At 40.9% G+C, this 24,918-nt stretch carries 19 protein-coding genes; 6 read left to right on the top strand and 13 right to left on the bottom strand.

The genetic code is table 11. From position 1 onward, the window contains the following. Positions 1–11: 11 nt before the first annotated feature. The 5 genes from QTN47_RS03925 to QTN47_RS03905 form a co-directional block, all read right to left on the bottom strand. Positions 12–929 (bottom strand): FimB/Mfa2 family fimbrial subunit, encoded by a 918-nt coding sequence (locus QTN47_RS03925; protein ID WP_369328015.1) that lies wholly within the window; start codon positions 927–929, stop codon positions 12–14. 54 nt (positions 930–983) lie between these two features. Continuing rightward, entirely contained in the window at positions 984–1,874 is an 891-nt protein-coding gene (locus QTN47_RS03920; RefSeq protein WP_369328014.1) for a hypothetical protein, read from the bottom strand. Between the two features lie 37 nt (positions 1,875–1,911). Further along, positions 1,912–2,841, bottom strand: a complete 930-nt coding sequence (locus QTN47_RS03915) for a hypothetical protein (RefSeq protein WP_369328013.1) — start codon at positions 2,839–2,841, stop codon at positions 1,912–1,914. Between the two features lie 196 nt (positions 2,842–3,037). Then, complete coding sequence (locus QTN47_RS03910) at positions 3,038–3,940, bottom strand: ribonuclease Z (RefSeq protein ID WP_369328012.1); 903 nt, start codon at positions 3,938–3,940, stop codon at positions 3,038–3,040. 236 nt (positions 3,941–4,176) lie between these two features. Next, positions 4,177–5,124, bottom strand: coding sequence for an NAD-dependent epimerase/dehydratase family protein (locus QTN47_RS03905; RefSeq protein WP_369328011.1), 948 nt, complete (start codon positions 5,122–5,124; stop codon positions 4,177–4,179). 331 nt (positions 5,125–5,455) lie between these two features. On the opposite strand from QTN47_RS03905, the gene kdsA reads away from it, so the two are divergent. Continuing rightward, positions 5,456–6,277, top strand: a complete 822-nt coding sequence (kdsA, locus tag QTN47_RS03900; protein WP_369328010.1) for a 3-deoxy-8-phosphooctulonate synthase — start codon at positions 5,456–5,458, stop codon at positions 6,275–6,277. A gap of 98 nt (positions 6,278–6,375) precedes the next feature. On the opposite strand, the gene QTN47_RS03895 is transcribed toward kdsA, so the two are convergent. The 3 genes from QTN47_RS03895 to QTN47_RS03885 are packed head-to-tail and all read right to left on the bottom strand — an operon-like array spanning position 6,376 to position 8,583. Beyond that, positions 6,376–7,386 (bottom strand): helix-turn-helix transcriptional regulator, encoded by a 1,011-nt coding sequence (locus QTN47_RS03895; RefSeq protein WP_369328009.1) that lies wholly within the window; start codon positions 7,384–7,386, stop codon positions 6,376–6,378. A gap of 11 nt (positions 7,387–7,397) precedes the next feature. Then, positions 7,398–8,348 (bottom strand): helix-turn-helix domain-containing protein, encoded by a 951-nt coding sequence (locus tag QTN47_RS03890; protein WP_369328008.1) that lies wholly within the window; start codon positions 8,346–8,348, stop codon positions 7,398–7,400. A 13-nt stretch (positions 8,349–8,361) separates the two neighbouring features. Beyond that, positions 8,362–8,583 carry a PspC domain-containing protein gene (locus QTN47_RS03885; RefSeq protein WP_369328007.1) on the bottom strand — a complete coding sequence of 74 codons (222 nt, stop codon included), beginning with the start codon at positions 8,581–8,583 and terminating at the stop codon, positions 8,362–8,364. 362 nt (positions 8,584–8,945) lie between these two features. On the opposite strand from QTN47_RS03885, the gene QTN47_RS03880 reads away from it, so the two are divergent. The 4 genes from QTN47_RS03880 (at position 8,946) to QTN47_RS03865 (ending at position 14,939) form a co-directional block, all read left to right on the top strand. Continuing rightward, on the top strand, positions 8,946–11,216 hold the full coding sequence (locus QTN47_RS03880; RefSeq protein WP_369328006.1) for an aconitate hydratase: 2,271 nt from the start codon (positions 8,946–8,948) through the stop codon (positions 11,214–11,216). A gap of 376 nt (positions 11,217–11,592) precedes the next feature. Then, complete coding sequence (locus QTN47_RS03875) at positions 11,593–12,111, top strand: hypothetical protein (RefSeq protein WP_369328005.1); 519 nt, start codon at positions 11,593–11,595, stop codon at positions 12,109–12,111. 278 nt (positions 12,112–12,389) lie between these two features. Further along, positions 12,390–13,763 carry a PQQ-dependent sugar dehydrogenase gene (locus QTN47_RS03870; protein WP_369328004.1) on the top strand — a complete coding sequence of 458 codons (1,374 nt, stop codon included), beginning with the start codon at positions 12,390–12,392 and terminating at the stop codon, positions 13,761–13,763. 126 nt (positions 13,764–13,889) lie between these two features. After that, entirely contained in the window at positions 13,890–14,939 is a 1,050-nt protein-coding gene (locus QTN47_RS03865; RefSeq protein ID WP_369328003.1) for a Gfo/Idh/MocA family oxidoreductase, read from the top strand. 38 nt (positions 14,940–14,977) lie between these two features. Here QTN47_RS03865 and QTN47_RS03860 read toward each other — a convergent pair whose 3' ends face one another. After that, the gene (locus tag QTN47_RS03860; protein ID WP_369328002.1) at positions 14,978–15,784 is read right to left on the bottom strand and encodes a M90 family metallopeptidase; all 807 of its coding nucleotides are present in this window, start codon (positions 15,782–15,784) and stop codon (positions 14,978–14,980) included. Between the two features lie 38 nt (positions 15,785–15,822). On the opposite strand from QTN47_RS03860, the gene QTN47_RS03855 reads away from it, so the two are divergent. After that, the gene (locus QTN47_RS03855) at positions 15,823–16,491 is read left to right on the top strand and encodes a DNA alkylation repair protein (RefSeq protein ID WP_369328001.1); all 669 of its coding nucleotides are present in this window, start codon (positions 15,823–15,825) and stop codon (positions 16,489–16,491) included. 521 nt (positions 16,492–17,012) lie between these two features. On the opposite strand, the gene QTN47_RS03850 is transcribed toward QTN47_RS03855, so the two are convergent. From QTN47_RS03850 to QTN47_RS03835, 4 genes are all read right to left on the bottom strand, one after another. Continuing rightward, on the bottom strand, positions 17,013–18,098 hold the full coding sequence (locus QTN47_RS03850) for a porin (protein ID WP_369328000.1): 1,086 nt from the start codon (positions 18,096–18,098) through the stop codon (positions 17,013–17,015). 69 nt (positions 18,099–18,167) lie between these two features. Beyond that, entirely contained in the window at positions 18,168–19,580 is a 1,413-nt protein-coding gene (locus QTN47_RS03845) for an ammonium transporter (protein WP_369327999.1), read from the bottom strand. 372 nt (positions 19,581–19,952) lie between these two features. Then, entirely contained in the window at positions 19,953–21,446 is a 1,494-nt protein-coding gene (locus QTN47_RS03840; protein WP_369327998.1) for a RagB/SusD family nutrient uptake outer membrane protein, read from the bottom strand. A gap of 26 nt (positions 21,447–21,472) precedes the next feature. Beyond that, positions 21,473–24,643, bottom strand: a complete 3,171-nt coding sequence (locus QTN47_RS03835) for a SusC/RagA family TonB-linked outer membrane protein (protein WP_369327997.1) — start codon at positions 24,641–24,643, stop codon at positions 21,473–21,475. Positions 24,644–24,918: the final 275 nt, after the last annotated feature.

The following is a 24,918-nucleotide window of genomic DNA, read 5'->3' as shown; positions in this document are numbered from 1 at the left end:
AGCTGCTTTCGTTAGAAACTCTGATTAATTATCTCCGCAAAGTCAGGATCAACTGTCACCGGCATTCCTACAGATAAATTTGTCGGATACAATTTTCCTTTAAGGATAGTTTTTTTATTTCTGTAAACAAATATGTTATCAACACGTTTTTCAAACATAAAATTGCCATTCTTATCATATGTCTTTATTACAACAGTCACCGGTGTATTTGTTCCAAAAAAGAAATTGCTAACCTTCAGTGAATCTATGTTTGTATTTCTTGCTATTTGCCCAACAAACATGCTGTCCCTACCTTTTACGCTATCCTCAGCCACGTAATAAGAGAATGGAGCATCATACAGTTTAACGTCTACCCTTTCTACGTTTTCCGGCAAAGTGTCTGTGAATTGAATTTCTAACAGTCCAGTTAACCTCTCGAGCCTTAACGTGTTTATTGTTGTATCGCGATCGCCAACTGTTAAAACGAATTTGTTGTAGAAAACATCAGAACCATGGCGATCATCATGACTTAAAGATGTCATCAACCGGGTTGTGCTCAGCTCCGAAAAATCGGTAAAAAGTTGCTGGTTTTCTTTGGCAGTTCCTTCAACTAAAAAAGTATAAGTACCTGCTTTTAATGGAAGAGAAATTGCATCAAAACCGGAAGTGTTACCACCGTAAGTGCTTTGTACAACGCTATTTGCATGATTACCGGCGGAATCAAAAGCTATTATAGATATTATTGAGAGGTAATCCTTCGCCGCAACTTCCTTGTTAGATGCCCGCTCGTTATAACTGACTTTAAAATTGCTAAAATCAAATGCTACACTATGCGTTTTGGACAGATCGGGTATTTGGTCAACAGGCTGCTGATCGATACCCGCGTTTTTTGAACACGAATTAAAAATCAAAGAAAGAAATACAAGCGGTACAATTGAAGTTAATCTCATGGTTATTAAGTTGATATTTGGATTAACAGGCCGTCCAATTGGACGACCTGATTATTAAAAATGTTGAATGATGAAATGTTTGTCCGTAACATCACCGGCTCGGTTCGCATTAACAGTTGATGATGCATTATTAAAGCTACCCGTTAAGATGGTTTTCTTATTCCTGTAAAGCTTTACATTTTTTATTTTCTTAGACACATTTCCCCCTAAGTAACCTGTATTAGCGAGAATTTCTATCGTGTAAGTTGAATCCGATCCCAAAAAGAATGCATCAAAAACGGATGTTTTTTGTCCCATCTGATAACCATAAAAAGTACGACCCGCATATGTACTACCCACCGTTGAATCTGCCATTACGTTATATGCCTGGGGATGGTTTGTGACGGAGCATGTTATTGTTTGATATAAAAGCGCCAAAAGGCTATCCGTCAGTACGATCTCAAGTTGCCCCGTTAGTCTGTCCAGTCGAATATTATTCAGCGATGTATCCTTATTTCCAACAGACAGAGAAAACTTTGAACAGAAAACATCCTGCGGAAAATTACCCGAAAGTTGCAGTGTATTTAGCTGATTATATCCATTAGCAAACAGAAGTGAATCTTTCGTTCCTGCCACCACAACATTGTATGATCCGGTCAATAGTGAATCAGAAATAAAACCAAAGTTATCCGGTGAGAATATTTTTCTTTGCTCTTTTTTGTGAACCAGTTTTCCTGTTGAATCATAAACGGCGTAAAAAAGATAGTCCAGATAACTACCAGCTGCAACTTCTTTGCTATTTGTCCTGCCGTTGCCCAAATCACCGAGGCCATTCAGTTTATAACTGACCTTGTGCATATTTCCGTTAGTAAGTACACTGTTATTTTTAAGCTGAATGTCATTCGTTTTATTACAGCTAACTGCAACAGAACAAATAATCGAAATAAGAACTAATAATCTAACCATATCTGATTTACTGTAATAAATTAAAAACGTTTTTTTGTTAGAAAGTCTGATATGTAGTTTCGGGAAAATCAGGATCCACCGTTACCGGAATTTCAACATCTGCCGGACCGGGGAAAAGTTTCCCTGAAAGAATCGTTCTTTTATTCTTGTAAATTATGACACCACCTACTACCTTTTCCTTTAGGAGTGCTCCTTGTCTGTCATAAGCACGTATTGTAACAACAAGCCTGTTTTCCGATCCAATATGAAAACTACTCATATCAGGAAAAACATGTCCTGGAGCAGGCCAAAAATAGTACCTGTTAAGTGTATCAACATTTGACACCAATTCATTACCAACATTAAAGAAAGCAGGTGTGTTACGAAACTCAAGAGATACTCCGTAAACATTAGCGGGAAGAGCTGAGTCAAGCAAATTCAGTTCAAGCTTTCCGGTTATTTTGTCAAGTTTAATACTGCTTAATGACGTGTCACTGTTAGATACCCTTAAAGCAAATTTTTTGTAAAATATATTTGAACCACCATACCACAACGCTCGGCGATTTTGAATTTGCATGGTCATAATATTTTCGGGTGATTTTATAAACATGCTGGAATCATTGTCGATCTTCATTCCTGCCAATACAACGGTGTACATACCTGATGGCAAAGAATCCGATATAACGCCCGTTACCGGAAGATAGGGAGGAGCAAAGCTCCTTTGTTCTATTCCGTGTACCCGCTTTCCTGTTGAATCGAATATTGAATAGGATAAATACTGCAAATACTCGGCTGCACTCATTTCTTTTGCGTTGGCTTTCCGTGCGTAGTCGACTTCAAATTTGCCAAGATTCAGGCTTACCCTGTGTAAGACCTGCTTGTCCCCTGAATTGGGCTCATTCTGCACGTCTGGTTTGTTGGTAGACTTGGCACAACCTAATACGGCAACAGTACATACAATAAATAACAGTGGTAGTTTTGCTTTCACGTGAAGGTTAGTTAAAAAAGGTAATTAATTTTTGTTTTGAATTTGGTTAGAGGTGTTTCATGAGAGAATATGTACGCAGGTTCTTCAAAAAAAGGATTGATTTTGTTGGGCTTTATCACAGGTGTAGGCATTGCATGTTGTTCTAACAGCAAATATATATCCCTCTATATTTAAACCAAATTAAAATTAAAATTCGTTAAACAAGGTAAGTCACCCCTTCCAGCGCCAGTTGCGTTGAAGCAAACACTTCTTGCGTTTCATTCAAAAACTCATCCAGCAATTCATATTTGCTGCTGAAGTGGCCAATGAGTAGTTTTTCGGCATTTGCCAGATTGGCAATTTGGGCGGCCTGGACAGTAGTGGTGTGGTAACGTGCAGCTGCACGTTCTTCTAAATCTTTAAGGTAGGTTGTTTCGTGGTACAGTAACGTGCAGTCTTTTACCTTGTCCGCTATTGATTCTGTGTAAACTGTGTCAGCGCAATACCCATAGCTTTTGGGTGGTGTGTTGGCAATTGTCACCCATTCATTTTTAATAACATTACCATCCTTCACTACATAATCTTCGCCATTCTTTAAACGTTCGTAGAAGATAGCGGGCACCTCATATTCCACAGCTTTTTCGCGGTCAATTTTGCGCGGCTTCTTTTTTTCTTTTATAACAAATCCCCAGCACGGTATGCGATGATAGACTTTAAAACACTCAATTGTAAACTTATCATTGTCTACAATAAGCCCTTCTTCAATAAGTGGCTGAAAGTGTAAATTGAACGGCAGCCTGGTATCGGCAACTTTCAGCTGCAGTTGTATTATTTCCCAAAGCGGTTCAGGAGCATGCAGGTAAAGGTCATGATCGCGGCCCAGAAGTCCCATGCTGGTGATTAAACCCGCAAGACCAAAATAGTGATCTCCGTGAAGATGGGAAATAAGTATATGATTGATCTTGCTCCTTCTTATTTTAAAACGGCTCAATTGCATCTGTGTACCTTCGCCACAATCAATCAGGAACAGTTGTTCGTTCAGAGTAACCACCTGGGCGGTCGGATGTCTGTCATAAGCCGGTATGGCTGAATTATTTCCTAAAATGGTCACTCCAAACATGTGCTAAAAATAAGGAAGTTATTTTAAAAGCTGAGGGCGAGCTTAAAGCTAAAAAATTAAAGCCGAAAGCCTAAAGCCCAAAGCCTAAAACTATTGTCGCCTGAGTTAATGTACTTCTTCCGGGTAGCCTTTAACTAAACCGATTTTATCATTAACCCTCTTCCTAAGATCCACTTTTCATTCTGCGAGTGTCTCGAGTGGGACTACATTTAGTTTTAGGCTTTAAGCTCTATGCTTTAGGCTTTTTTTAAGTTCTCGAGCATATCTTTTGTCATGCGTTCAAGATCGTATTCATGGCTCCATCCCCAGTCGTTGCGGGCAACAGAATCATCAATGCTCTGAGGCCAGCTGTCAGCTATAGCCTGCCGATAGTCCGGTTTGTAGTCGATTTGAAAGTCAGGGATATGTTGTTGGATGGCCGTAGCGATTTCTTTTGGAGAAAAGCTCATTGCCGAAAGGTTATAAGAAGTTCTTATTGAGATCTTTTCTGCTGGAGCCTCCATCAGGTCAATCGTCGCTTTAATCGCATCCGGCATGTACATCATCGGTAAATAAGTATCTTCTTTCAGGAAGCATTCATATTTCTTTTCTTCCAGGGCCTCGTGGTATATTTCTACGGCGTAGTCAGTTGTTCCTCCTCCGGGTGCTGATTTATAACTGATCAAACCAGGATACCTCAGGCTTCTTACATCAACCCCGTAACGCTGATTGTAATAATTGCACCAGAATTCACCGGCATATTTACTGATACCATATACCGTTATTGGTTCAATAACTGTCTGCTGCGGACAATATTGCTTTGGAGATGTTGGCCCGAAAACAGCTATTGACGAAGGCCAGTACACTTTGTGCAAATGTTCTTCACGCGCAATATCCAGTACATTCAAAAGGCTCTGCATATTCAGGTGCCAGGCGAGATTTGGGTTTTTCTCACCTGTCGCGCTCAATATTGCAGCCAAAAGATAAATCTGAGTGATATTCTGCCTGATCACCTGCACGTGCAGCATTTCTTTATTCATAACGTCCAGCGAAACATACGGTCCTGTGCCTTTCAATAGTTCATTTTCCTCGCGCAGGTCGGAAGCTACGACATTGTTATTTCCGTAGATCTTCCTGAGTGCCAGTGTTAACTCAACGCCAATCTGGCCGCTGGCTCCTATCACTAAAATTTTTTCTTTTACCATGACTGAATATTTAAGTAGTATTTTTTCAAAAATTGAAAGTATAAAAAACGATGGCTCGAAAAGTAGTCAATCGCTTGCACTCTTTTAGCTGTCAGCTATCAGCTTTGAGCTATCAGCTTGGGCCACGAAGGCTCAAAGGCAATAAGATGCACGTTTAGCTATCAGGTATCAGCTGTCAGGTATCAGCCTATTGGTAGCCGCCACATATATGTCCTGGAATCTGGGCGATTTTCGTGCCTTCGTGTCGCCGTGGTTCAAACCTTTCTTCTCGGGCAGCAAAGAAAAGAAAAACTTACAGTAAGTTCGCAGTTGAAAAAGCAAATACTTAGTTATGTTAGCACCATTTCTTTCAGATCTGTTTAGCAATCAGCAATATGATTCCAATAACTTCTTCCTTATTGCCGGACCTTGTGTGGTAGAAAGTGAAGAACTGGTAATGGAAGTTGCCGATAAAGTATATGGCATTTGTCGCAACCTGGGCATTCCCTACGTTTTTAAAGCATCATACAGAAAGGCCAATCGTACAAGCGCGAACTCGTTTACGGGATTGGGTGATGATACCGGTCTGCATTTGTTGAAGAAAGTAGGCGAACATTACAAACTGCCGGTAACAAGCGATGTTCACGCGCATGATGAAGCTGCCGTAGCGGCTGAATACATTGATATACTTCAGATCCCTGCTTTTTTGTGCAGGCAGACTGATCTTCTTCTGGCGGCAGCAGATACAGGCAAAATAGTGAATGTAAAAAAAGGCCAGTTCCTTAGCGGACCTTCTATGCAATTCGCTGCTGAAAAAATTAGAAAGGCCGGCAATGACAAGGTGATGCTGACTGAGCGCGGAACCACTTTTGGCTACCAGGACCTTGTTGTAGACTATAGAAACATTCCATGGATGAAAGAGCACAACGCTCCTGTAATAATGGATTGCACACACAGCCTGCAACAGCCCAACCAGACATCAGGCGTTACCGGCGGAAATCCGCAGCTTATTGAAACCATCGCCAAAGCAGCAATCGCAACAGGTGCGGATGGCTTGTTCATCGAAACACATCCCAACCCTGCCGTTGCTAAAAGCGATGGAGCGAATATGCTGAAACTGGACCTGCTGGAAGGGTTGTTGGAAAAGCTGGTGAGATTGAGGAAAGCCATCTGAGACGGGGAAGACCGTAAGACAGTAAGACAGTAAGATCGTAAGATAGTAAGACGTGTAAGAGGGCTGTGAGCTGACGGCTAATGGCTGAAAGCTCACGGCTATTGAAATTCGAGTCGTATATCTTTGGTATTGATCATCTCGCTGGGTAGAACGTCAAACTCCTTTTTAAAAGCGGCTGCAAAATGGCCAAGGTTACTATAACCAACGAGCATACCTATTTCTTTGATGGAATACTTGCCGCTTGTTAGCAGCTTTTTTGCATAAGCCATCCTGTTCTTCTGGTAGTATTCGTATATCGGCGATCCATACATGGATTTAAAATCTCTTTTGAGCTTTGTCGGGCTCATTGCGGAAAGCTTGGAAAGTTTATCTATCGTAGGAGGAGAAAGTGAGTAATCCTTAACCAGCAACGCTTCCACCATCATCAGCCGCGCAATTTCGTCATCACTCAATTTCTGCATGTCGGATTTTGAAGATATGCGTGTCATAATTTTGACGGCAAATCTTTCCAGCAACAATCGAACCCGGTTATTAATAAAAATATTCCTGAGGGGATGATCTATTTTTTCCTTTATCAGTTCCCCCACAATATCCCTGTATTCCGCATCGAGCGGCTCAATTACACGGGTTTTAGCCATTTCAGAAAAATAACTTCCCACAAATTCATCAAACACTTCACTGGTCATGTAAGGAAGCAGGCTGTTTTTCTCAAAAATGATTTTTACTGTACGCAGCCGCACATTTGCAGGCAATACAAACTTGGTAGCTATATTAATGTTGGCCAGTAAAACCGCCTGCTGAAGTATTTGTGAATCGCCGTTTTTAAGGTCCGGATTATCACCCCCTCCGTCAGATTCGGCATTTATATCATTGAAATGCAGGATATATGATTGCGTATGTGAAGGATGCCGGTTGAAAATATATTCCTTTTTAAGGACCCCATCTGTAACCAGGATAGATAACCCGTCAGAAAGATTTTCAGCCCAAACATACCCCGTTCCGATGGCGTCTGGTATACGAATAAAATTATTGTGCACCTTCGCGCCAAACTGGATCGCCAGCAGCCTCAGAAAGTCAATGTAGTTAGTGCTGTTATATAAAAGTTCCACAGGTTATTTTTTTATTTACCGGACACTTCGCTGGGGAGCTGACCGAAGGATTTACTAAACGCCTTCGCAAAATTACTCATGTTCGTATACCCCAATTCAAGTCCTACTTCTTTTACACTATATTTTTTAGAAAGTAACATCGCTTTCGCTTTGTTCATACGTGATTTTTGAAAATACTGGTATATAGGTATGCCATATATTTCCTTAAACACTGATTTAAGTTTGGTAGGACTCATAGCGGCCAGTTTGGCCAGCTTGTTAATACTCAGGGGCTCGGCGGTAAAATCTTTCAATAATTCAGCCTCAACTTTCTTCAAACGCTCAATGTCTTCGGTTGAAACTTTTACATCAAAATTTGTTTCATTGATTTTATAAAGAATTCTTGTAAAAAAACGTTCAATAAGAAGCATTATTCTGTTAAAAACACTCAGTTGCTCAAAACGTTTGTCATTCAAACAGCAGATCAAATCCGTCAAAACCGTTTTATATTCAGCATCCAGCGGTTCGTAAATAAACAGGTTTGTTTGCAGCATCAGAAATTTCCGGATATCATTTGCACTCTCTTCACTTCCTAAAAAATTGTGTAGCCACTCTTTAGAAATGATCACGGATGCACTGTTCAGATGAACGCCTGCGGGGTGCAAAAAAAGCCAGTCGTGCGTTGTACAGGATAGCAACACAGAAGATTTCGGCGAAGATTCGCCTGTTTCCTGCAGCATTTCATCAAACCTGAAAGTGTAAATCTCTTTAGCTATCTTATTCCTTTTGAACAATACATTTTGTTTAAGCGTATAGTTGGATATAAGAATTTCCAGGCCGTTGATTGAAAAAATGCGGAAATATCCTTCTCCGATGTCCTCCGGCAAATAGATGGTGTCAGTTTTCACCTTCACCTTAAACGTACGGGAAAAATGCTTTAAGAGTTCTTCAAAATTGGTTTGGTTATAATTGACTTCAAGCAAAAGCTATTGGATTTTATAGGTATTTAATAGGATTGCGTTTTGCGTTCAACATGTATTTTTTAATATTAAGCCAAAAGGCCATTACCATATACACAATAAGTGGCGACCCCATCGTTAAAAAAGAAATGTAGATAAACCACATTCTGATACGGGAGGTAGCTATACCCAGTCTTTCCCCAATGGCTGAGCATACACCAAATGCCTGCCATTCGATGAAATTTCTCAACTTGTTCATATACGCAATTTAAAAAATTGATTCAATTTGCAACAATCAATTTTTCAAAAAAACTATTATAGGTTAAATAATTGTTGTTCAGGCATCTGGCATTTTGGCCGGTTATCTATACTTAAGGGCAATATATTATAAAAAAAGGCAAAAACATATAACCATTTGTTTTAAGACTTTTCTAACCGTTGCGGCTTTATGTAATTAACAATACTGCGGCATTTTATGTGAAAAATACCGGTTCAGACATTTTTTTTAACGTAAATTCGCAACGCAAAATGCAGATTGAAAGTTGCCATGTAACACGCATCCTGCATCTAACCTATTTTCAATTTGCGAACCCAGATATAATACTATAAAATTTTATCATTATGGCTTTTGACATTGAAATGATCAAGAAGGTATACGCAGAGATACCAGGAAAAGTTGACGCCGCTCGTAAATTCCTCGGCAGGCCTTTAACATTATCAGAAAAAATATTATTTGCGCACCTGCATACAGACCAGGCTTTACAGGGTTTTGAGAGAGGTAAAAGCTATGTTGACTTTGCTCCTGACCGCGTTGCCATGCAGGACGCTACCGCTCAAATGGCTTTATTGCAATTTATGCAGGCGGGACGCCCTAAAGTGGCAGTACCTTCTACCGTTCACTGCGACCACCTGATCACAGCAAAAACCGAAGCCAAAATTGACCTCGAAAAAGCAGTAAATGAGAGCAAGGAAGTATATGATTTCCTTGCATCTGTATCTAATAAATATGGTATCGGTTTCTGGAAACCAGGCGCCGGTATTATTCACCAGGTAGTTCTGGAAAACTATGCGTTCCCTGGCGGAATGATGATAGGAACCGACAGCCATACGGTTAACGCCGGTGGCTTAGGTATGATTGCAATAGGTGTTGGTGGTGCTGATGCGTGCGACGTGATGGCAGGATTACCATGGGAACTGAAATGGCCCAAACTGATCGGTATTAAACTCACCGGCAAATTAAATGGCTGGGCCGCTCCTAAAGACGTTATCCTGAAAGTAGCCGGCATTTTAACTGTAAAGGGTGGTACCGGTTGTATTGTAGAATATTTTGGCGAAGGTGCAACAAGCATGAGCTGTACCGGAAAAGGCACAATTTGTAACATGGGCGCCGAGATTGGTGCAACCACATCAACCTTTGGTTACGACGAAAGCATGGAACGTTACCTGCGTGCAACCGGCCGTGGTGATGTTGCAGAAATGGCAAATGGCGTAAAAGAGCACCTGACCGCCGATGCTGAAGTTTACGCTGACCCTGAAAAATATTTCGACCAGGTGATTGAGATCAATCTGAGCGAACTGGAACCACACCTGAACGGACCATTTACTCCAGACCTTGCTACTCCTATCTCAAAAATGAAAGAAACTGCAGTTGCCAATGGATGGCCTACAAAAATTGAAGTGGGTTTGATCGGTAGCTGTACTAACTCTTCTTATGAAGATATTTCAAGAGCCGTAAGCCTTGCCAAACAGGTTTCAGAAAAAGGCCTGAAAACAAAAGCAGAATTTACGATTACTCCAGGTTCTGAGCAAGTTCGCTACACCATTGAAAGAGATGGCTTCCTGGATGTATTTGATACAATAGGTGCAAAAGTATTTGCCAATGCCTGCGGACCTTGTATTGGTATGTGGGACAGAGTTGGTGCTGAAAAGGCAGAAAAAAATACCATCGTTCACAGCTTCAACAGAAACTTTGCGAAGCGTGCTGATGGCAACCCAAATACATACGCTTTTGTTGCTTCTCCTGAATTAGTGACAGCATTAGCCATTGCAGGCGACCTTACCTTTAACCCACTTACAGATACACTTGTAAATGAGAAAGGTGAGCAAGTGAAACTTGATCCTCCAAGCGGAGATGAACTTCCGACAAAAGGATTTGATGTTGATGATCCCGGATACCAGGCTCCTGCTGCTGACGGTAGTGGTGTAAAAGTAGAAGTATCTCCTACTTCTAACCGTTTACAATTACTTGATCCGTTTGCTGCATGGGAAGGTACTGATCTGAAAGGTCTGAAACTGTTGATCAAAGCGAAAGGAAAATGTACAACTGACCATATCTCTATGGCTGGTCCATGGTTGAAATTCCGTGGTCACCTGGATAACATCTCCAATAACATGTTAATTGGTGCTGTAAACTTCTACAACGATAAAACTGATAATATCAAGAATCAGCTTACAGGTGAATATGGCCCCGTTCCTGCTACACAGCGTGCTTATAAAGCAGCTGGTATAGGATCAATTGTTGTGGGTGACGAAAACTATGGTGAAGGTTCTTCACGTGAGCATGCAGCGATGGAACCACGTCACCTTGGCGTTCGCGTAGTACTTACCAAATCATTTGCACGTATCCACGAAACCAATCTTAAAAAGCAAGGTATGCTTGCGCTTACTTTTGCAGATAAGAATGATTACGACAAGATTCAGGAAGATGACATCGTTGACATAATTGGTCTTACTTCATTTGAACCAGGCAAACCGTTGGAAATTGTATTGCATCATAAAGATGGTTCTTCAGACACCATAGTTGCAAACCATACATACAATGCACAACAGATTGAATGGTTTAAAGCCGGAGGTGCTTTGAATATTATTCGCAGACAGGTAGCAGCTAACTAAGCTTACCTGAAAGCAACGCAAATAAAAATCCCCGTTTCAACTGAAGCGGGGATTTTTATTTTGATTGTGTTTAGTCGGCCGCACCAATATTTTTTGTAAACAACTGATAAGGCTTAAAGCCCAAAGCGTAAAGCCTAAAGCCGGATCGCAGCGAAGTTGTTAGACCATTTAAGAAATATAAGAGCGCCTAAGAACTTTTGCTCAGGATAATAATAACATTTAAACGATGATACATTTACTTAGCCAGCTCGAACCTTCACCATTGACCATTCACTATTCACTAGTGATATAGAAGGCTATATGAATTAGTTTTCCATATATTTGCGCCCTAAACTATTAAAATTCATCTTTAAACAAAACTCTAACCATTATCCTCATGAAAACAAAACTGCTGCTATTCGTCGTGTTGACGATCGGATTGAAATTTTCTTATGCACAGATAGAAGTCTCGCATATCTCTTCAAAAAACTTTAAAGCTACCGGGCTTAGTGCTTTTTTAAACTTTAGTATCCCTGTTGCAGAGGTCAATTACATTACACTTGAAGGCGGAGTTCGCTATTTTAAAAGTAATGATGAAGAATTGGCGCTGATACCGTGCCTTGCCGGTTATCGATATACACTGAATCAATCCGGCAGCGGCCTTTATGTTGAACCATATGCCGGTTACAGTTTCGGTTACACCACGCTTCAAACACATAACCAGGATGGCATATATAGTGATGCTAAGCCCGGTGGTCCAACAGCCGGAGCAGGCTTTGGCTATCTTTTTGAGCCAGGTGGAATTGTTCAACTTAATATTGGACTACGTTATGAACATTGTTTCGCCAGCTACGCAACAAATACATTTTCCTTCAGAATTTCTCATGCTTTTACATTTGGAAGAAGAAATGACTAACGGCTGAGTATCAGCGATTATAGCCAGTGACATTCAATGTCGCAATAACAACATCTGTAAGCCGGAATGTTTTTTGGTGAGATTATTCTGATCCACCAAAAAACATTCAGCATTAAAAAATTGCATACTGGCAACCGGCAAGCAATTACGACGTTTTAATTAATCAGGGGACTTATACTCATTAAACCAACTTACTCTTTTGTTTAAGACCTGACAGGTCGTTCGTTTATACGAACATTCTTTCAATAGTAATTTTTTCACTACTAATAGTTACACTTATGAAAGGATCAAACAAAAGCAAGATGACTACCGCAGGCTTTAGTATTGCGGTACTGCTGGGCATTTCGCTTTTTATGCAGAGCTGCAAAAAGCATGATGAACCACCACCTCCTCCTGTTAAGGGAGTTGATTTGAAACTGGTTGCAGATAGCCTTGTTTCGCCGTTGGGAGTTATTTCAATTCCGGATGATTCAAAACGATTGGCAGTTCTGGATCAATCAGGAAAGATTTGGCTGTTGGATGCCCAGGGCAAGAAAATGGCTGCTCCATTTATGGATGTCACCAGTAAAATGGTTAGCCTGAACGCTGCCTATGATGAAAGAGGATTACTCGGGCTGGCTTTTCACCCCAATTATAAAACCAACGGCCTGTTTTACATTTATTACACGGCCCCGCCCCGCCCTGGCGCTCCCGCAGGCGGAACGACATGGGATAACCTGAGTGTGATTGCAGAATATAAAGTATCAGGCGACCCTAATGTTGCGGATATGGGTTCTGAAAGACGTTTGCTTGAACTGGATGATCCACAATCCAATCATAACGGAGGCACCATTGCTTTTGGATCAGACGGATATCTTTATATAGCCATAGGCGATGGAGGTGCTGCCAATGACGTTGCACCCGGACATGTTGATGACTGGTATACAGCTAACGCAGGAGGCAATGGCCAGGATATTGAAGCTAACCTCTTTGGCAACATCCTCCGTATTGACGTTAACGGAGCTAAACCCTATGCAGTCCCTTCAGACAACCCGTTTGTAGGCAAAACCGGATTGGATGAAATTTATGCTTACGGATTTCGCAATCCTTACCGTTTTTCATTTGATATGGGCGGCGCTCGCAAACTAATTGCGGGCGATGCGGGCCAAAGTCTATATGAAGAAATTGATGTTGTGGAAAAAGGTGGAAACTACGGCTGGAATGTTAAGGAAGGATCACACTGCTTTGATGCTGCAAATCCTTTGCAGGTAATGTCAGCATGCCCGGACACAGGTAAATTCGGAGAAAAATTAATTGATCCTGTAATTGAAGTAAATAATGCAGCAAATCCGCAAGGCGGAAAAGCAACAACCATCATTGGTGGAAATGTTTATCGTGGCAAAGCTATACCTAACTACGAGGGCAAATATCTTTTTGGAACCTTCTCACAAACAAACGGAAGCCCTGACGGACAACTGTTCATCGCGCAAACAAGTGACAGCGGACCATGGAGCTATGACCTGGTTCCTTTAAAAACTTATCCAAATGATTTAGGATATTATCTCAAAGGTTTTGGGCAGGATTCAGATGGCGAGATCTACCTGACTGTTTCAGGAAATACAGGCCCTTCCGGCAATGCAGGCAAGGTTTATAAGCTTGTGCCGGTACAATAAATGTTTTTTTATTTTTAGATAACGGTAGAGACGTTGCATTGCAACGTCTCTACCGTTATCTAAAAATATCTAACTTCGGCAATACATGTTTAAGCACGCAATGCTTATTTCTCAAACTAAATAATCATGCAAATAATTAACACGGCACTTTGCTCATTCGGAATGAGCGGCAAGGTATTTCATGCACCATTTATAGATCTGCATCCCGGCTTTAAATTGACCGGCGCATGGGAAAGAAGTAAGAAATTGATCCAGGAGGCTTATCCCGGAGTAAAAAGTTACACGTCACTAGAAGAGATCCTGGAAGATGAAACCGTGGACCTCGTAGTTGTCAACACACCTAATGTAACGCACTATGACTACACCAAAAAGGCATTGCTGGCAGGCAAAAACGTTGTTGTAGAAAAACCTTTTACCAACACAATTGCTGAAGCAGAAGAATTAAAAGAATTAAGCGTAAAGCAAAACAAATTATTGAGTGTTTATCACAACAGAAGATACGACAGTGATTTTTCTCTGGTGAGACAGGTTGTACATGATAAACTGCTTGGCGACATTGTTGAAGCAGAAATTCATTTTGATCGCTTCAACAAACAACTTAGCCCAAAGGCACACAAAGAAGTTCCAGGTATTGGCACGGGTGTTTTATATGATCTTGGCGCCCATCTGATAGACCAGGCGCTGCAGTTATTTAGTTTTCCGGAAGCAGTATTTGCCGACATACGCACACTTCGTCCTGAATCCCAGGTTGACGACTATTTTGAAGTGCTGCTATACTATCCTTCACTACGCGTACGAGTAAAGTCAAGCTACATCGTAAAGGAACCATTGCCGGCATATTCTTTACATGGAACAAAAGGCTCATTCCTTAAGTCAAGAGCTGATGTTCAGGAAGCCGATCTAATTGCAGGAAAAAAACCATCTTACTCAGGCTGGGGAATTGAACCAGCCAGCGAAGAAGGCTTGCTTCACGCAGAAAAGAACGGTACGGATATAAAAGAAAAACTGGCAGCCCCCGCAGGCAATTATGTTGGTTATTATGATGACCTGTACAAGGCATTCACATCAGGAAAGCCTGTTCCGGTAACAGCTGATGACGGCATACGTATCATCAAAATCATTGAAGCTGCATTCAAAAGCAACAATGAAAGAAAAGTGATTGATCTAACTGAATAAATACTTAGTCAGGCTATGATCGTTAGTTGTAATTGATCTTAGCCTGACTTCACATTATTTTTTCCAGACGATGTTGCGGGTTCCTGGCGGAATATTTTTTCCATTGCATCAAATAACTGCGGATGTTTTTGCTGAAACAGATCTGGTTGCTCAAAAAAATATTCTGCTGCAACTGCAAAAAACTCCGCTTCATTTGTAGCACCATAAGGATTGATATCAGAATTATGCTGCATGATTGCCTTAATATCATTATGAATCAGACGTAACCACGGCAAGACGTATTGATTACTCATCAAAGCTTCAGGAATACCATCGGCATTGCCATCTGCTTTATCTATCAGATGAACAAATTCATGAATAGCCGCATTACTCTTGTCTGTTGTATTCTGAAATCCCTGGTACAAAGCATCCTTGGATAAGATCATCATTTGACTCATCGTTCCGCTGCCTACCATTCCGAGCACATTTCTATCCTCACCTTCTGTCGCAAAACTTTCTGCATTGAATGTATCATTATACAACAACACATCTTTAAGGTTATAGTAATGCCAATCCGCAAATCCGAAAATAGGTATAACAGCACTTGCCGCTACCAGTAACCTGTCTGTATCGGTAACATCATTCTTAACACCATGAATTCTTACATAAGAAAGAAAAAGCTTCACCCGTTCTTCAAAAAGCAATTTTTTATCTGCAGGCAACGCACGATAATAAGCTACATATCGCTCTAGTATATTTTTGTAATCAGCCGGCAACATAATGTCGCTGAGATCAATTTTCTTTTTCCTGAACAACAGAAATGCTAATATTGAAGCGGATATTATAAAAATGATCAGCCCTTCCATTTAATTGCAATTTGTTGCACTAAAATAGACATAAATACATGCACAAGTATATTCTGCCTGTTAACAATGCTTTTGCGGAAAACGCCAATGCAGAAAATGCCGTTGGTGCCAAAGCTTATCTATTAAATCAGTTTGAGTTTTTCGGACTAAAAACGCCACTCAGAACATCCATCACAAAACCATACATAAAACGGACTCCACTATCCGACATTAAAGAGATAGAAGCAATTGTGAAAGAATTGTGGATGCAACCACAGCGGGAACATCAATATTTTGCAATCGAATTCTTTGCAGCACATAAAAAATCCTGGACAACATCATCCCTAAAACTAATGGAATACTGCATCTTGCATAAAAGCTGGTGGGACAGTGTTGATGCTATTGCAAGTGAATGGACCGGTCCATTTTTCAAGCTTTTTCCGAATAAAATACCTGTGATAAAAAAATGGAACGAATCGCCAAATATGTGGCTGCAACGGAGCAGCATTATGTTTCAAAAAGCTTACAAGAAAGATACAGACACTGCTTTATTATCAGCATACATTCTTAACTGCAAACACTCCAAAGAATTCTTCATACAAAAAGCCATCGGATGGGCATTGCGTGAATATTCAAAAACAAATCCCGATTGGGTGAAGCAATTCGTTCAAAACAACGCGTTAGCTCCCCTTAGCAAGCGCGAGGCGCTGAAGCGAATTGGCAAATGAGCAAATGTGCGAATATGCAAATGTGCGGATAAAATGGAGAATGGAAAATGGATAATTCAATGTCGTTTAGTTAAGCGGGCATCGACAACTTTGGGAGATGTCTCCTATCGTCGACATGACGATCCGGGCTTATTAGAAAAAGTAATCTCAACAGCACTGGTAATAAGTACATGATAATGTTCAAGTCTTGAACCGCATCGTCACCTCGACGACAGGAGAGGTCTCCAGAATATTGATCTGATCGTGATACTTTATGCATGTTAAATACTACAAACTCTTAACTAAACGACATGAATTGAAAATTGAAAATGTGCATGCCTAAAATAAGAAAATGCTTTATTAGTTGAATGATCGGCCTCATACCTTACACCTCGCACCTTCATAGCTGATACCTGACACCTCATATCTAATAGCTGATAGCTCACAGCTACACGCGATAAACCCCGCACATGGCGGGGTCAATAGCAGTAGTATTTAGCCTCATACAAACAAGGAATATCTTTTAGTCAGTAGATTCCCTATTAGAAATGATAGGTTGCGGCCACAATAAAAGTTCCGGTAGATTTTTTCAGTTCATTAGCAGAATTAACAAATACAGCGTTTTTACTATTATCTAACCTGAATTCTGGAATGATAGTCAGGTTATCAATTTTAAAGTTGGCTGACAAGGTAGTTTCAAAAACATTTCCGAGACCTGTGGTACCTGCGCCGTGAATACCCAATACATCATTTTTATCACTGAAATATTCGCCGCGCAGCGTCAGACCAAACCAGCTAATTGGGTCAGCATTAAGGTATAATGCTGATCCCCACCAGCTATTTGAAGACCCCCACTTGTCGTTTTGTTTCATATTTCGGGATTGTACGGTACCGTTGTAACCCATATTAAATTTGTCGCCGAACGCGTAAGTCAATACCACATCGCCCTGGTACAGCTTTGCAGAATCATTGTATTTTCCGCCCTGGTAGTTCAGGTAAGCTTTGAACTTATCATCCTTGGTAGCAACGGCATATTGCGCAATGATCATCTTGGGCATAGTGGAAGCACTCTTGAAATCGGTAGGATTTGCTACGCCCACCATTAAAGTACTTTTACCTCCCAGCGAGATATCAGCTTTAACACCGGTATGGAAAAATGGACCGTAAGAGAACATATAGCTCATGCTATAGTTTCTGTTGAGATAAGCATCAACCAATTCGTATCCAATATGTGTTGCCCAGCTACCGGCAGTAAACTTCAACGCTGCCGATGGAGAATAAGTTAAATACAATTGTTTGATGGCTAGTGTTGATTTGGCGTCGTTATACGAAAAGTCTTCCGCTCTTTTGCCAAAGCCAAGATCTGCAACCATTCCAACTTTACCAATTGTATGTTCCGCTTTTAACGAAGCCATCCCTAACTCAAAGGAGTTTTGGGAATTGGTAAAGCTGGTCAGGTTGTTATAGGGAGCGTCTTTAGGTTTTGAAAAATTATACCTGTAATACACGTCTGCGGATCCGGATAACTTAAAGGCCGACGATTTTTCTTTCGTAGAATCCGTGTCCTGGGCGTAAGACAGGGCACATGTGGCCACAGCTACGCCCGTAGTCAAAATTTTTTGTAACATTGCAGTAAGTTTTAAGTGTTAAATGAGAAGGTATAGCGCTTTTTTGAACTTTGTCCAGAAGTTCAAATCTTATAAAGCAAGCTGTACCTTTTCTTTTTCTTCTTCAGTCAATAAACCATTCTCGGTACTTGTAGTGTGTACCAGTAGAGTACCCTGAAGATATTTTTCGTTGTGTTGAGATTCGTCCAGACCAACTTCTTCATCCGCCTCGCTTACACGCAATGGAAGGATAAAATTGATGAATTTGAAGATGGCGAATGATACCGTAAAGCTGTATGCAACAACTATTGCCAATGCTTTTAACTGAGTAAGGAAGAAAGCTGCATTTCCGTAAAAAAGGCCGTCGGCACCGGCGCTATTCACTGTTTTTGTAGCGAAAATACCTGTCATTAACATACCTACCATACCGCCGATACCGTGGCAGGGGAACACATCCAACGTATCATCCAAAGTTGATTTTTGTTTGTAGTAAACAGCGACGTTGGAAATGATGGCAGCCAGAACGCCAATGAAAATACTTTGAGGAATTGCTACGAAACCAGCAGCAGGAGTGATAGCCACAAGACCAACAACCGCTCCAATACAGAAACCTAATACTGAAGGTTTTTTACCTTTCATAATGTCGAAGAACATCCAGGACAAACCAGCAGCAGCAGCAGCAGTATTAGTTGTAGCAAAAGCCGCAACAGACAAAGAGTTTGCACCTAATGCAGATCCGGCATTGAAACCAAACCAACCGAACCAAAGCAAACCGGTTCCGATAAGTACATAAGGAACGTTAGCTGGCGGAATTTCTTTGTGCTCAAGGTGCGCTTTTCTTCTTTTCAATACCATTGCACCGGCAAGAGCAGCACAACCTGCAGAAATATGTACTACTGTACCACCCGCAAAGTCTAATACGCCCATTTTGAACAGGAAGCCATCAGGATGCCATGTCCAGTGTGCTATTGGCGCATATACCAGCAAGCTGAACAGCGCTATAAATAATGCATAAGAAGTAAAACGGATCCTTTCAGCAACGGCACCTACAACCAGGCCCGGAGTGATGATAGCAAACATCAGCTGAAACAAAGCAAACAGCGTTAGCGGAATAGTTGGGGCGAGGCTCCATGGAGCACCGGAAGCAACATTTTTAAAGAACAGGAATGTTGTAGGATCGCCGATAAATCCGCCAATGGATTTACCAAAACAAAGGCTAAAGCCAACAACAACCCAAAGTACGCTAACGATACCTGCTGCAACCACGCTTTTGATCATGGTTGAGATCACGTTTTTGCGGTGAACCATACCACCATAGAAAAATGCCAGACCAGGTGTCATCAAAAACACCAGCGCGGTAGCTACAATGATCCAGGCTATATCAGCACTGTTGTAAACTTTGCTACCGTCGAACAGGGTTTGGGAGGGAATAAAAATAGCAGCCAATGCAACAGCTGCCAGGATTAAAAATGGGAGTACTTGTTTGGTGGTGAGTCTGCTCATGTTAAGTGTTTTTTCAGAAAGATTATAAAATATTAAATATAATATCTAGAATTGAAATTAACACTTTTGTATAAATTGAACAAAAAGCAAAGATGGATATTTTTATTTATAATGTTATTTTAATGAAAAAGACTGATAAATTATATAAATACAAATATGTGTTGAACTCAAACCCAACACTGTTGACCTAATGAATTTGGCTCGATGAAATGATATTATTTAAAGGATATGGTCCAAATAATGTGCGGAAAAATTGATAAACTATCCGATTATGTTCTCAATGACCTAAATAACTATGATAGATAATATTAAACTAAACAATCATTTAAACTAAAAAGACTGGCGAACCAGTCTTTTTTTCTCCGTGTGAAATTAAAGTTCATTTTGCGTGACGATTCCTCCTGTGGCATTAATCTCATCCTGAGGAATGAGAAATTGCCACTGCTTGTCGCCCGATGGCATTTGCAAAATCCTACATAGTGCAGCGTCGTGATTGGCGCTGGTTCTGTTCAGTGCAAGATTACAACGTTTCAAATCAAGGAAAGCAAATCCTTCTCCCCAAAGTTCTATTCTGCGCTGCGCAAGAACATATTGAACCAAGGCATTCCCAATCTCTGTTGGCCTTTGATACCCACTCGGATTCCTGTTTTTCAGAAGAATTTCCAATACATTTTTGGCGCCTTCATCATCATTCATGCGCGCTTTTGCCTCGGCCTGAATGAGATACATTTCAGCTGACCGCATGTAGACAAGATCGCCCAAACTACTGCCAGCGTCTTGAGCCAGAAATTTTTTTGTAACATATGGCAGCTTCTTCTTTGGAGGCTGCGTCAATGTGTACTCTCCAGACGGGTCCCAGCATTTAGCTCGAATATCTGTCGCTGGTATCATTTTATACAAGGAGGAATTAATGAGGCGAGTATTGGTCCTGATAAAAGTTGAATTGAAATTTGGGCTCATAAATGCAAAGAATGAATAGAAGTAGTTATTCTGATCACTTATGACCCGACTCCCCCACATCCATTCCGGATTTGTGAAATCATTAAATCCGGACAAATATTGAGCATTCGTCATTAGGGAATAGCCAACGCATGCTTCGGAAGCATATTTAACAGCATTATTCCAGTCTTGCATTACCAACGCTACTCTAGCCTTTATTCCCTTTGCCACGCTCAAGTCAATATTCGAAACGTCATCTCTAACAGGAACGTTCGGTGATAGCAAGCTTATAGCAGAATCAAGATCGCCATTAATCTGTTTATAAACATTCTCAACGGTTGCTCGTGGCTTGGGCGAAAAATCCTGAGAAAAAGTTTGATATACTACTCCCGGCTGATCGTTGCTTTTGGCTGCATCGTACCGCTGGGCGAACAGTTGCACAAGCATAAAATGTGACCATGCACGATATACATATGCTTGGCCTTTAATTGACTTACGCTCTCCCTCACTACCTGTGGCGTTGCCTGTATTTTCTATTAATCCATTTGCGTTTCGGATGATCCGGTAATAATAATAATAGAGATATCGTGTTTCTCTGCCGGTTGCACTTCTATGACCGGTCCAATCGTAGGATTCATTATACCATCCATTTCCTGACCCCGAAGACACGTTATCTGCGCCCATCATATCCATTCGAATATTTGTTGACTGCTGGCCACATTGGTCCATATTATATGTACCATTATAGTCCGATTGCATATACATCAGTCGATTTATCCCTTCCAAAGCTGTATAACAACCTTTAGTTGTTGCATATGCCTGATTGGCGTTTGTGGCATCTGTCGGCGCTGTTTTTAAAAAATCTTTTTTACAGGAAATTGTTAGCAAACCCAAAATTAATCCTGTAAGGAAATGTCTTAGTCGCATATAGTTCATTTAAAAATCTGTAATAATTAAAAGTTAACATTAAGCCCAACTTGCAGCATGCGGGCTGGTATGTAATCATTACTTGCTACGCCGGTAAATGCTTGCTGTGGATTCATCCCTTTATGCGCAGTAAACATCCAAATGTTTTCTGCGCTGACGAACGCGCGAAGCGACGAGATTTCGGCCTTTCCTAAAAGCCTTTGTGGAAGTGTATAGCCAAGTGAAATTGATTTAACATTCAGGTAAGATCCGTCAACCAACCATCTGCTACTTTGGACATCATAAACCGATCTCTTGCTATAGTCAAGCCTTGGTATATTTGTGATATCGCCAGACTTTTGCCAGCGTCCGTTTATCTCTGAAGCCCAGGCAGTTCCAAAATTACCGGAGTGCATTAGCTGGGAGTAATTGCCGTCATAGACTTTTCCGCCTACCTGATACGTGAGCAAAATGGCAAGATCAAAGTTTTTGTAGTTAAAAGAGCTCGTTATTCCTCCATAAAATTTGGGAATTGCAGACCCATTGTATTCATACAACGCTTTATTGTAATTAGATGTAACTGTATCCCCTTTTATAATTTTGCAATCCGCACTATTGAAATTGGCTGCTGGATCCATCTTCCATAAGGCATCACCATTGTCAACATCCACTCCATACCAACTTCTTAGCCAATAATCATACAGGGAGTGGCCTTCTAAAAGCTTTTTGGTGCCATTGATTATACCGTTCTTGCGAGAATCTTCATTAAGTTTTGTTATGGTGTTTTTAAGGAACGTCACGTTAGCGCCAAGACTCCATTTAAAGTCCTTATTTTGAATGACAACACCGTTTAACTGAGCTTCTACTCCGTAGTTCTTCATCGTTCCCACGTTCTGATATTCAGATATCAATCCGCCAGACAACGGCAGACGCACAGCAAACAATAAATTATCGCTCTGACGATTAAAAAATTCAACTGAACCATTAAACCTGTTTTCAAAAACACTAAATTCAACCCCTAGGTCAAAGCTCTTGTTGTTCTCCCATGTTAGGTCCTTATTTTCTTTCGACGTCTTTAGAATGCCAAAATTGTTTCCATTATTTACTCCAAGCTCTGACAGCTCCTGATAAGCGTAGTAATTTCGAGACCCATCACTATTTAAAATAAAGTCGTTACCCGTTTCGCCGTATGAAGCTCTAAGCTTTAATAGATTAACCCATTTAACGCTTTTTAAAAAATCCTCTTGGTCCATTCTCCAGCCTGCGCCGAGGGACCAAAACGAACCCCATGGTTTATAAAAAACAGATGAGCCATCTTTTCGAAACGATGCCGACCCGAAGTACTTACTACGATAACTATAATCCACCCGCGCCAAATAACCCTCGGTATGGTATTCGTTGGAATAAGACGTAAGACTGTTAATGGTTGAATAGTTAATGAACTCGTCGTTTCCATCTACGCCAATGCTTTGTTTAAGCCCCGACGTATTACTGAATAGATACTTGTAACTTTCGTGACCGACAAGCGCTTCTATAGCGTGTCCATGAAAAGATTTTGAATAGCGTAGAAGCTGGTTAAAGTTAATTGAAGTGCTTGAATAGTTTCTTTTTTGTAATCTGCCTGCAGGCGCGCCGTCTCCTACAAATCTGTTTTCTGCAAACGAACTATTATAGGATGTTACATCAGCACTGAGATTCGTGGTGAACTTAAAATCCCGCAAGAAAGGTATTTCCATATAGGTTCTGCCGCTCAGCGTGTTGGACTTGTATAACTGATTATTCCATTGAGTCTCTGCTACTATGTGACGTCCGGGGCTTGCTCCGGAAGGTCGTTGCGCCGGATAACCTGCTATTTCCGCATTGTTATTACCAAAATCAAAGATTCTATTGCCACTTTCGTCAAGGACAAAGTCACCAGTTTTCATATCATGAACATATACGGGATATATGGGCCCTATATTCCTGCTAAAGAAAAAAGGATTCGAATATCCAGTGCTATTATCTGCAGTCGCCGCGTAATTAGATTTACTTATTGTTCCTGAAATATTAAGACCTGTCTTTAGCCACGATCGTATTTGCGAATTGGCACTAATGCGACCAGTTACCCGTTCGTAATCAGTTTTTTTGAGATATCCATTGTCCTTTAAATAGCCTAATGAAACAAAGTAATCGTTTTTGTCTGTGCCGCCACTGTAGCTTATTCCATAGTCTCCCCGGTTTCCGGTACGCAAAATGGGACTATACCAATCCAGATCATTAGCATATATAAGGCTGGCATTCGAATTAAGCTTTCCATCAACACCCACAATTTCATTATCAGGAACATTAAAAGGATTATAGTATAGATAATTTTTAATGTTATTGGTGGCTTTTTGATTAGCATTATCCGTCGTACTACCTGTTGAAATATAATTGTTTCGCAGTGCTTCCCACATCAACGGGTAATAACTTCCCGCAGCAACCCTGTTATACTCCGGAATACTGCGTTCGCTTACGCCCTGAACAACGCGTATCTGAAGTTTATTCTGATCTTTTCTACCTCTTTTTGTAGTAATAATAATTACTCCATTGGCGGCCTTACTTCCGTACATAGCTGTGGAAGCAGCATCTTTTAAAACCGAGATACTTTCAATATCATCCGAGTTTAAATTCTGCAATCCTTCCATGTATGGAACACCATCTACGACATATAGTGGAGCATTAGATGCATTTACAGATCCGAATCCGCGGATTCTTATCGAAGGCGCTTCTCCTGGCTGACCGGTTCCTGAACTTGCCTGAACACCAGGCGCGAGGCCATCCAGGGCCTTTATTACATTTGTGAGGGGCCGCGAAGCTATCTTGTCTGCGTTTATCTGAACCGCTGAGCCTGTGTAAGTGCTTTTCCTCGCTGTTCCGTATGCAACGACAACAATGTCTTCTAACCGGTGATCAATTCGCTTCATTACGACTTGTAGAGTATTACCAGACCCGATCCGCACTTCATTCTCCACAAACCCAACAGCCGTTACTACCAGCGCCTTCGCAGTACCGGGCACCGTTAGTGTAAATGATCCATCTTCGTTTGAGTAAGTTCCTCCCCTGCTTCCTTTAATAGCAATGGAGGCTTTTGCGATAGGGTTGTCCAGTGAGTCTACAACTTTACCGGAAATTGAGCGGCTTTGCGCCCAGCACTTTGCCACACACAGACAAAGCACGATTAGTAGCATTTTTTTCATTAATTCATGTTTGGGTTTTAGTTGACTAAAAAATATATAACTGCCTTTTCCGGTTTAGTCAGAAAAGCAACTAATAATTAAATGAATTAAAATCTGTGGTGTTATCCGAGGTGAGAACTCTGCTTATGCAGTTACGCAATGGTTTTTCATTGCAATGGGTTTAGCTTAAAAATAACTTAAAACAAATATAGAGACACTTTTTAAAATAACAGTTTTTTAGCATAGAAATTTTGCCTATTCAAAACTCACTAACATTTGTTTATAAAAGAACAAAA

This window comes from Danxiaibacter flavus, from assembly GCF_041060425.1.
GTDB lineage: Bacteria > Bacteroidota > Bacteroidia > Chitinophagales > Chitinophagaceae > Danxiaibacter > Danxiaibacter flavus.
The sequence above is the reverse complement of the archived record's forward strand: the minus strand, read 5'-3'. Positions and strand labels throughout refer to the sequence as shown.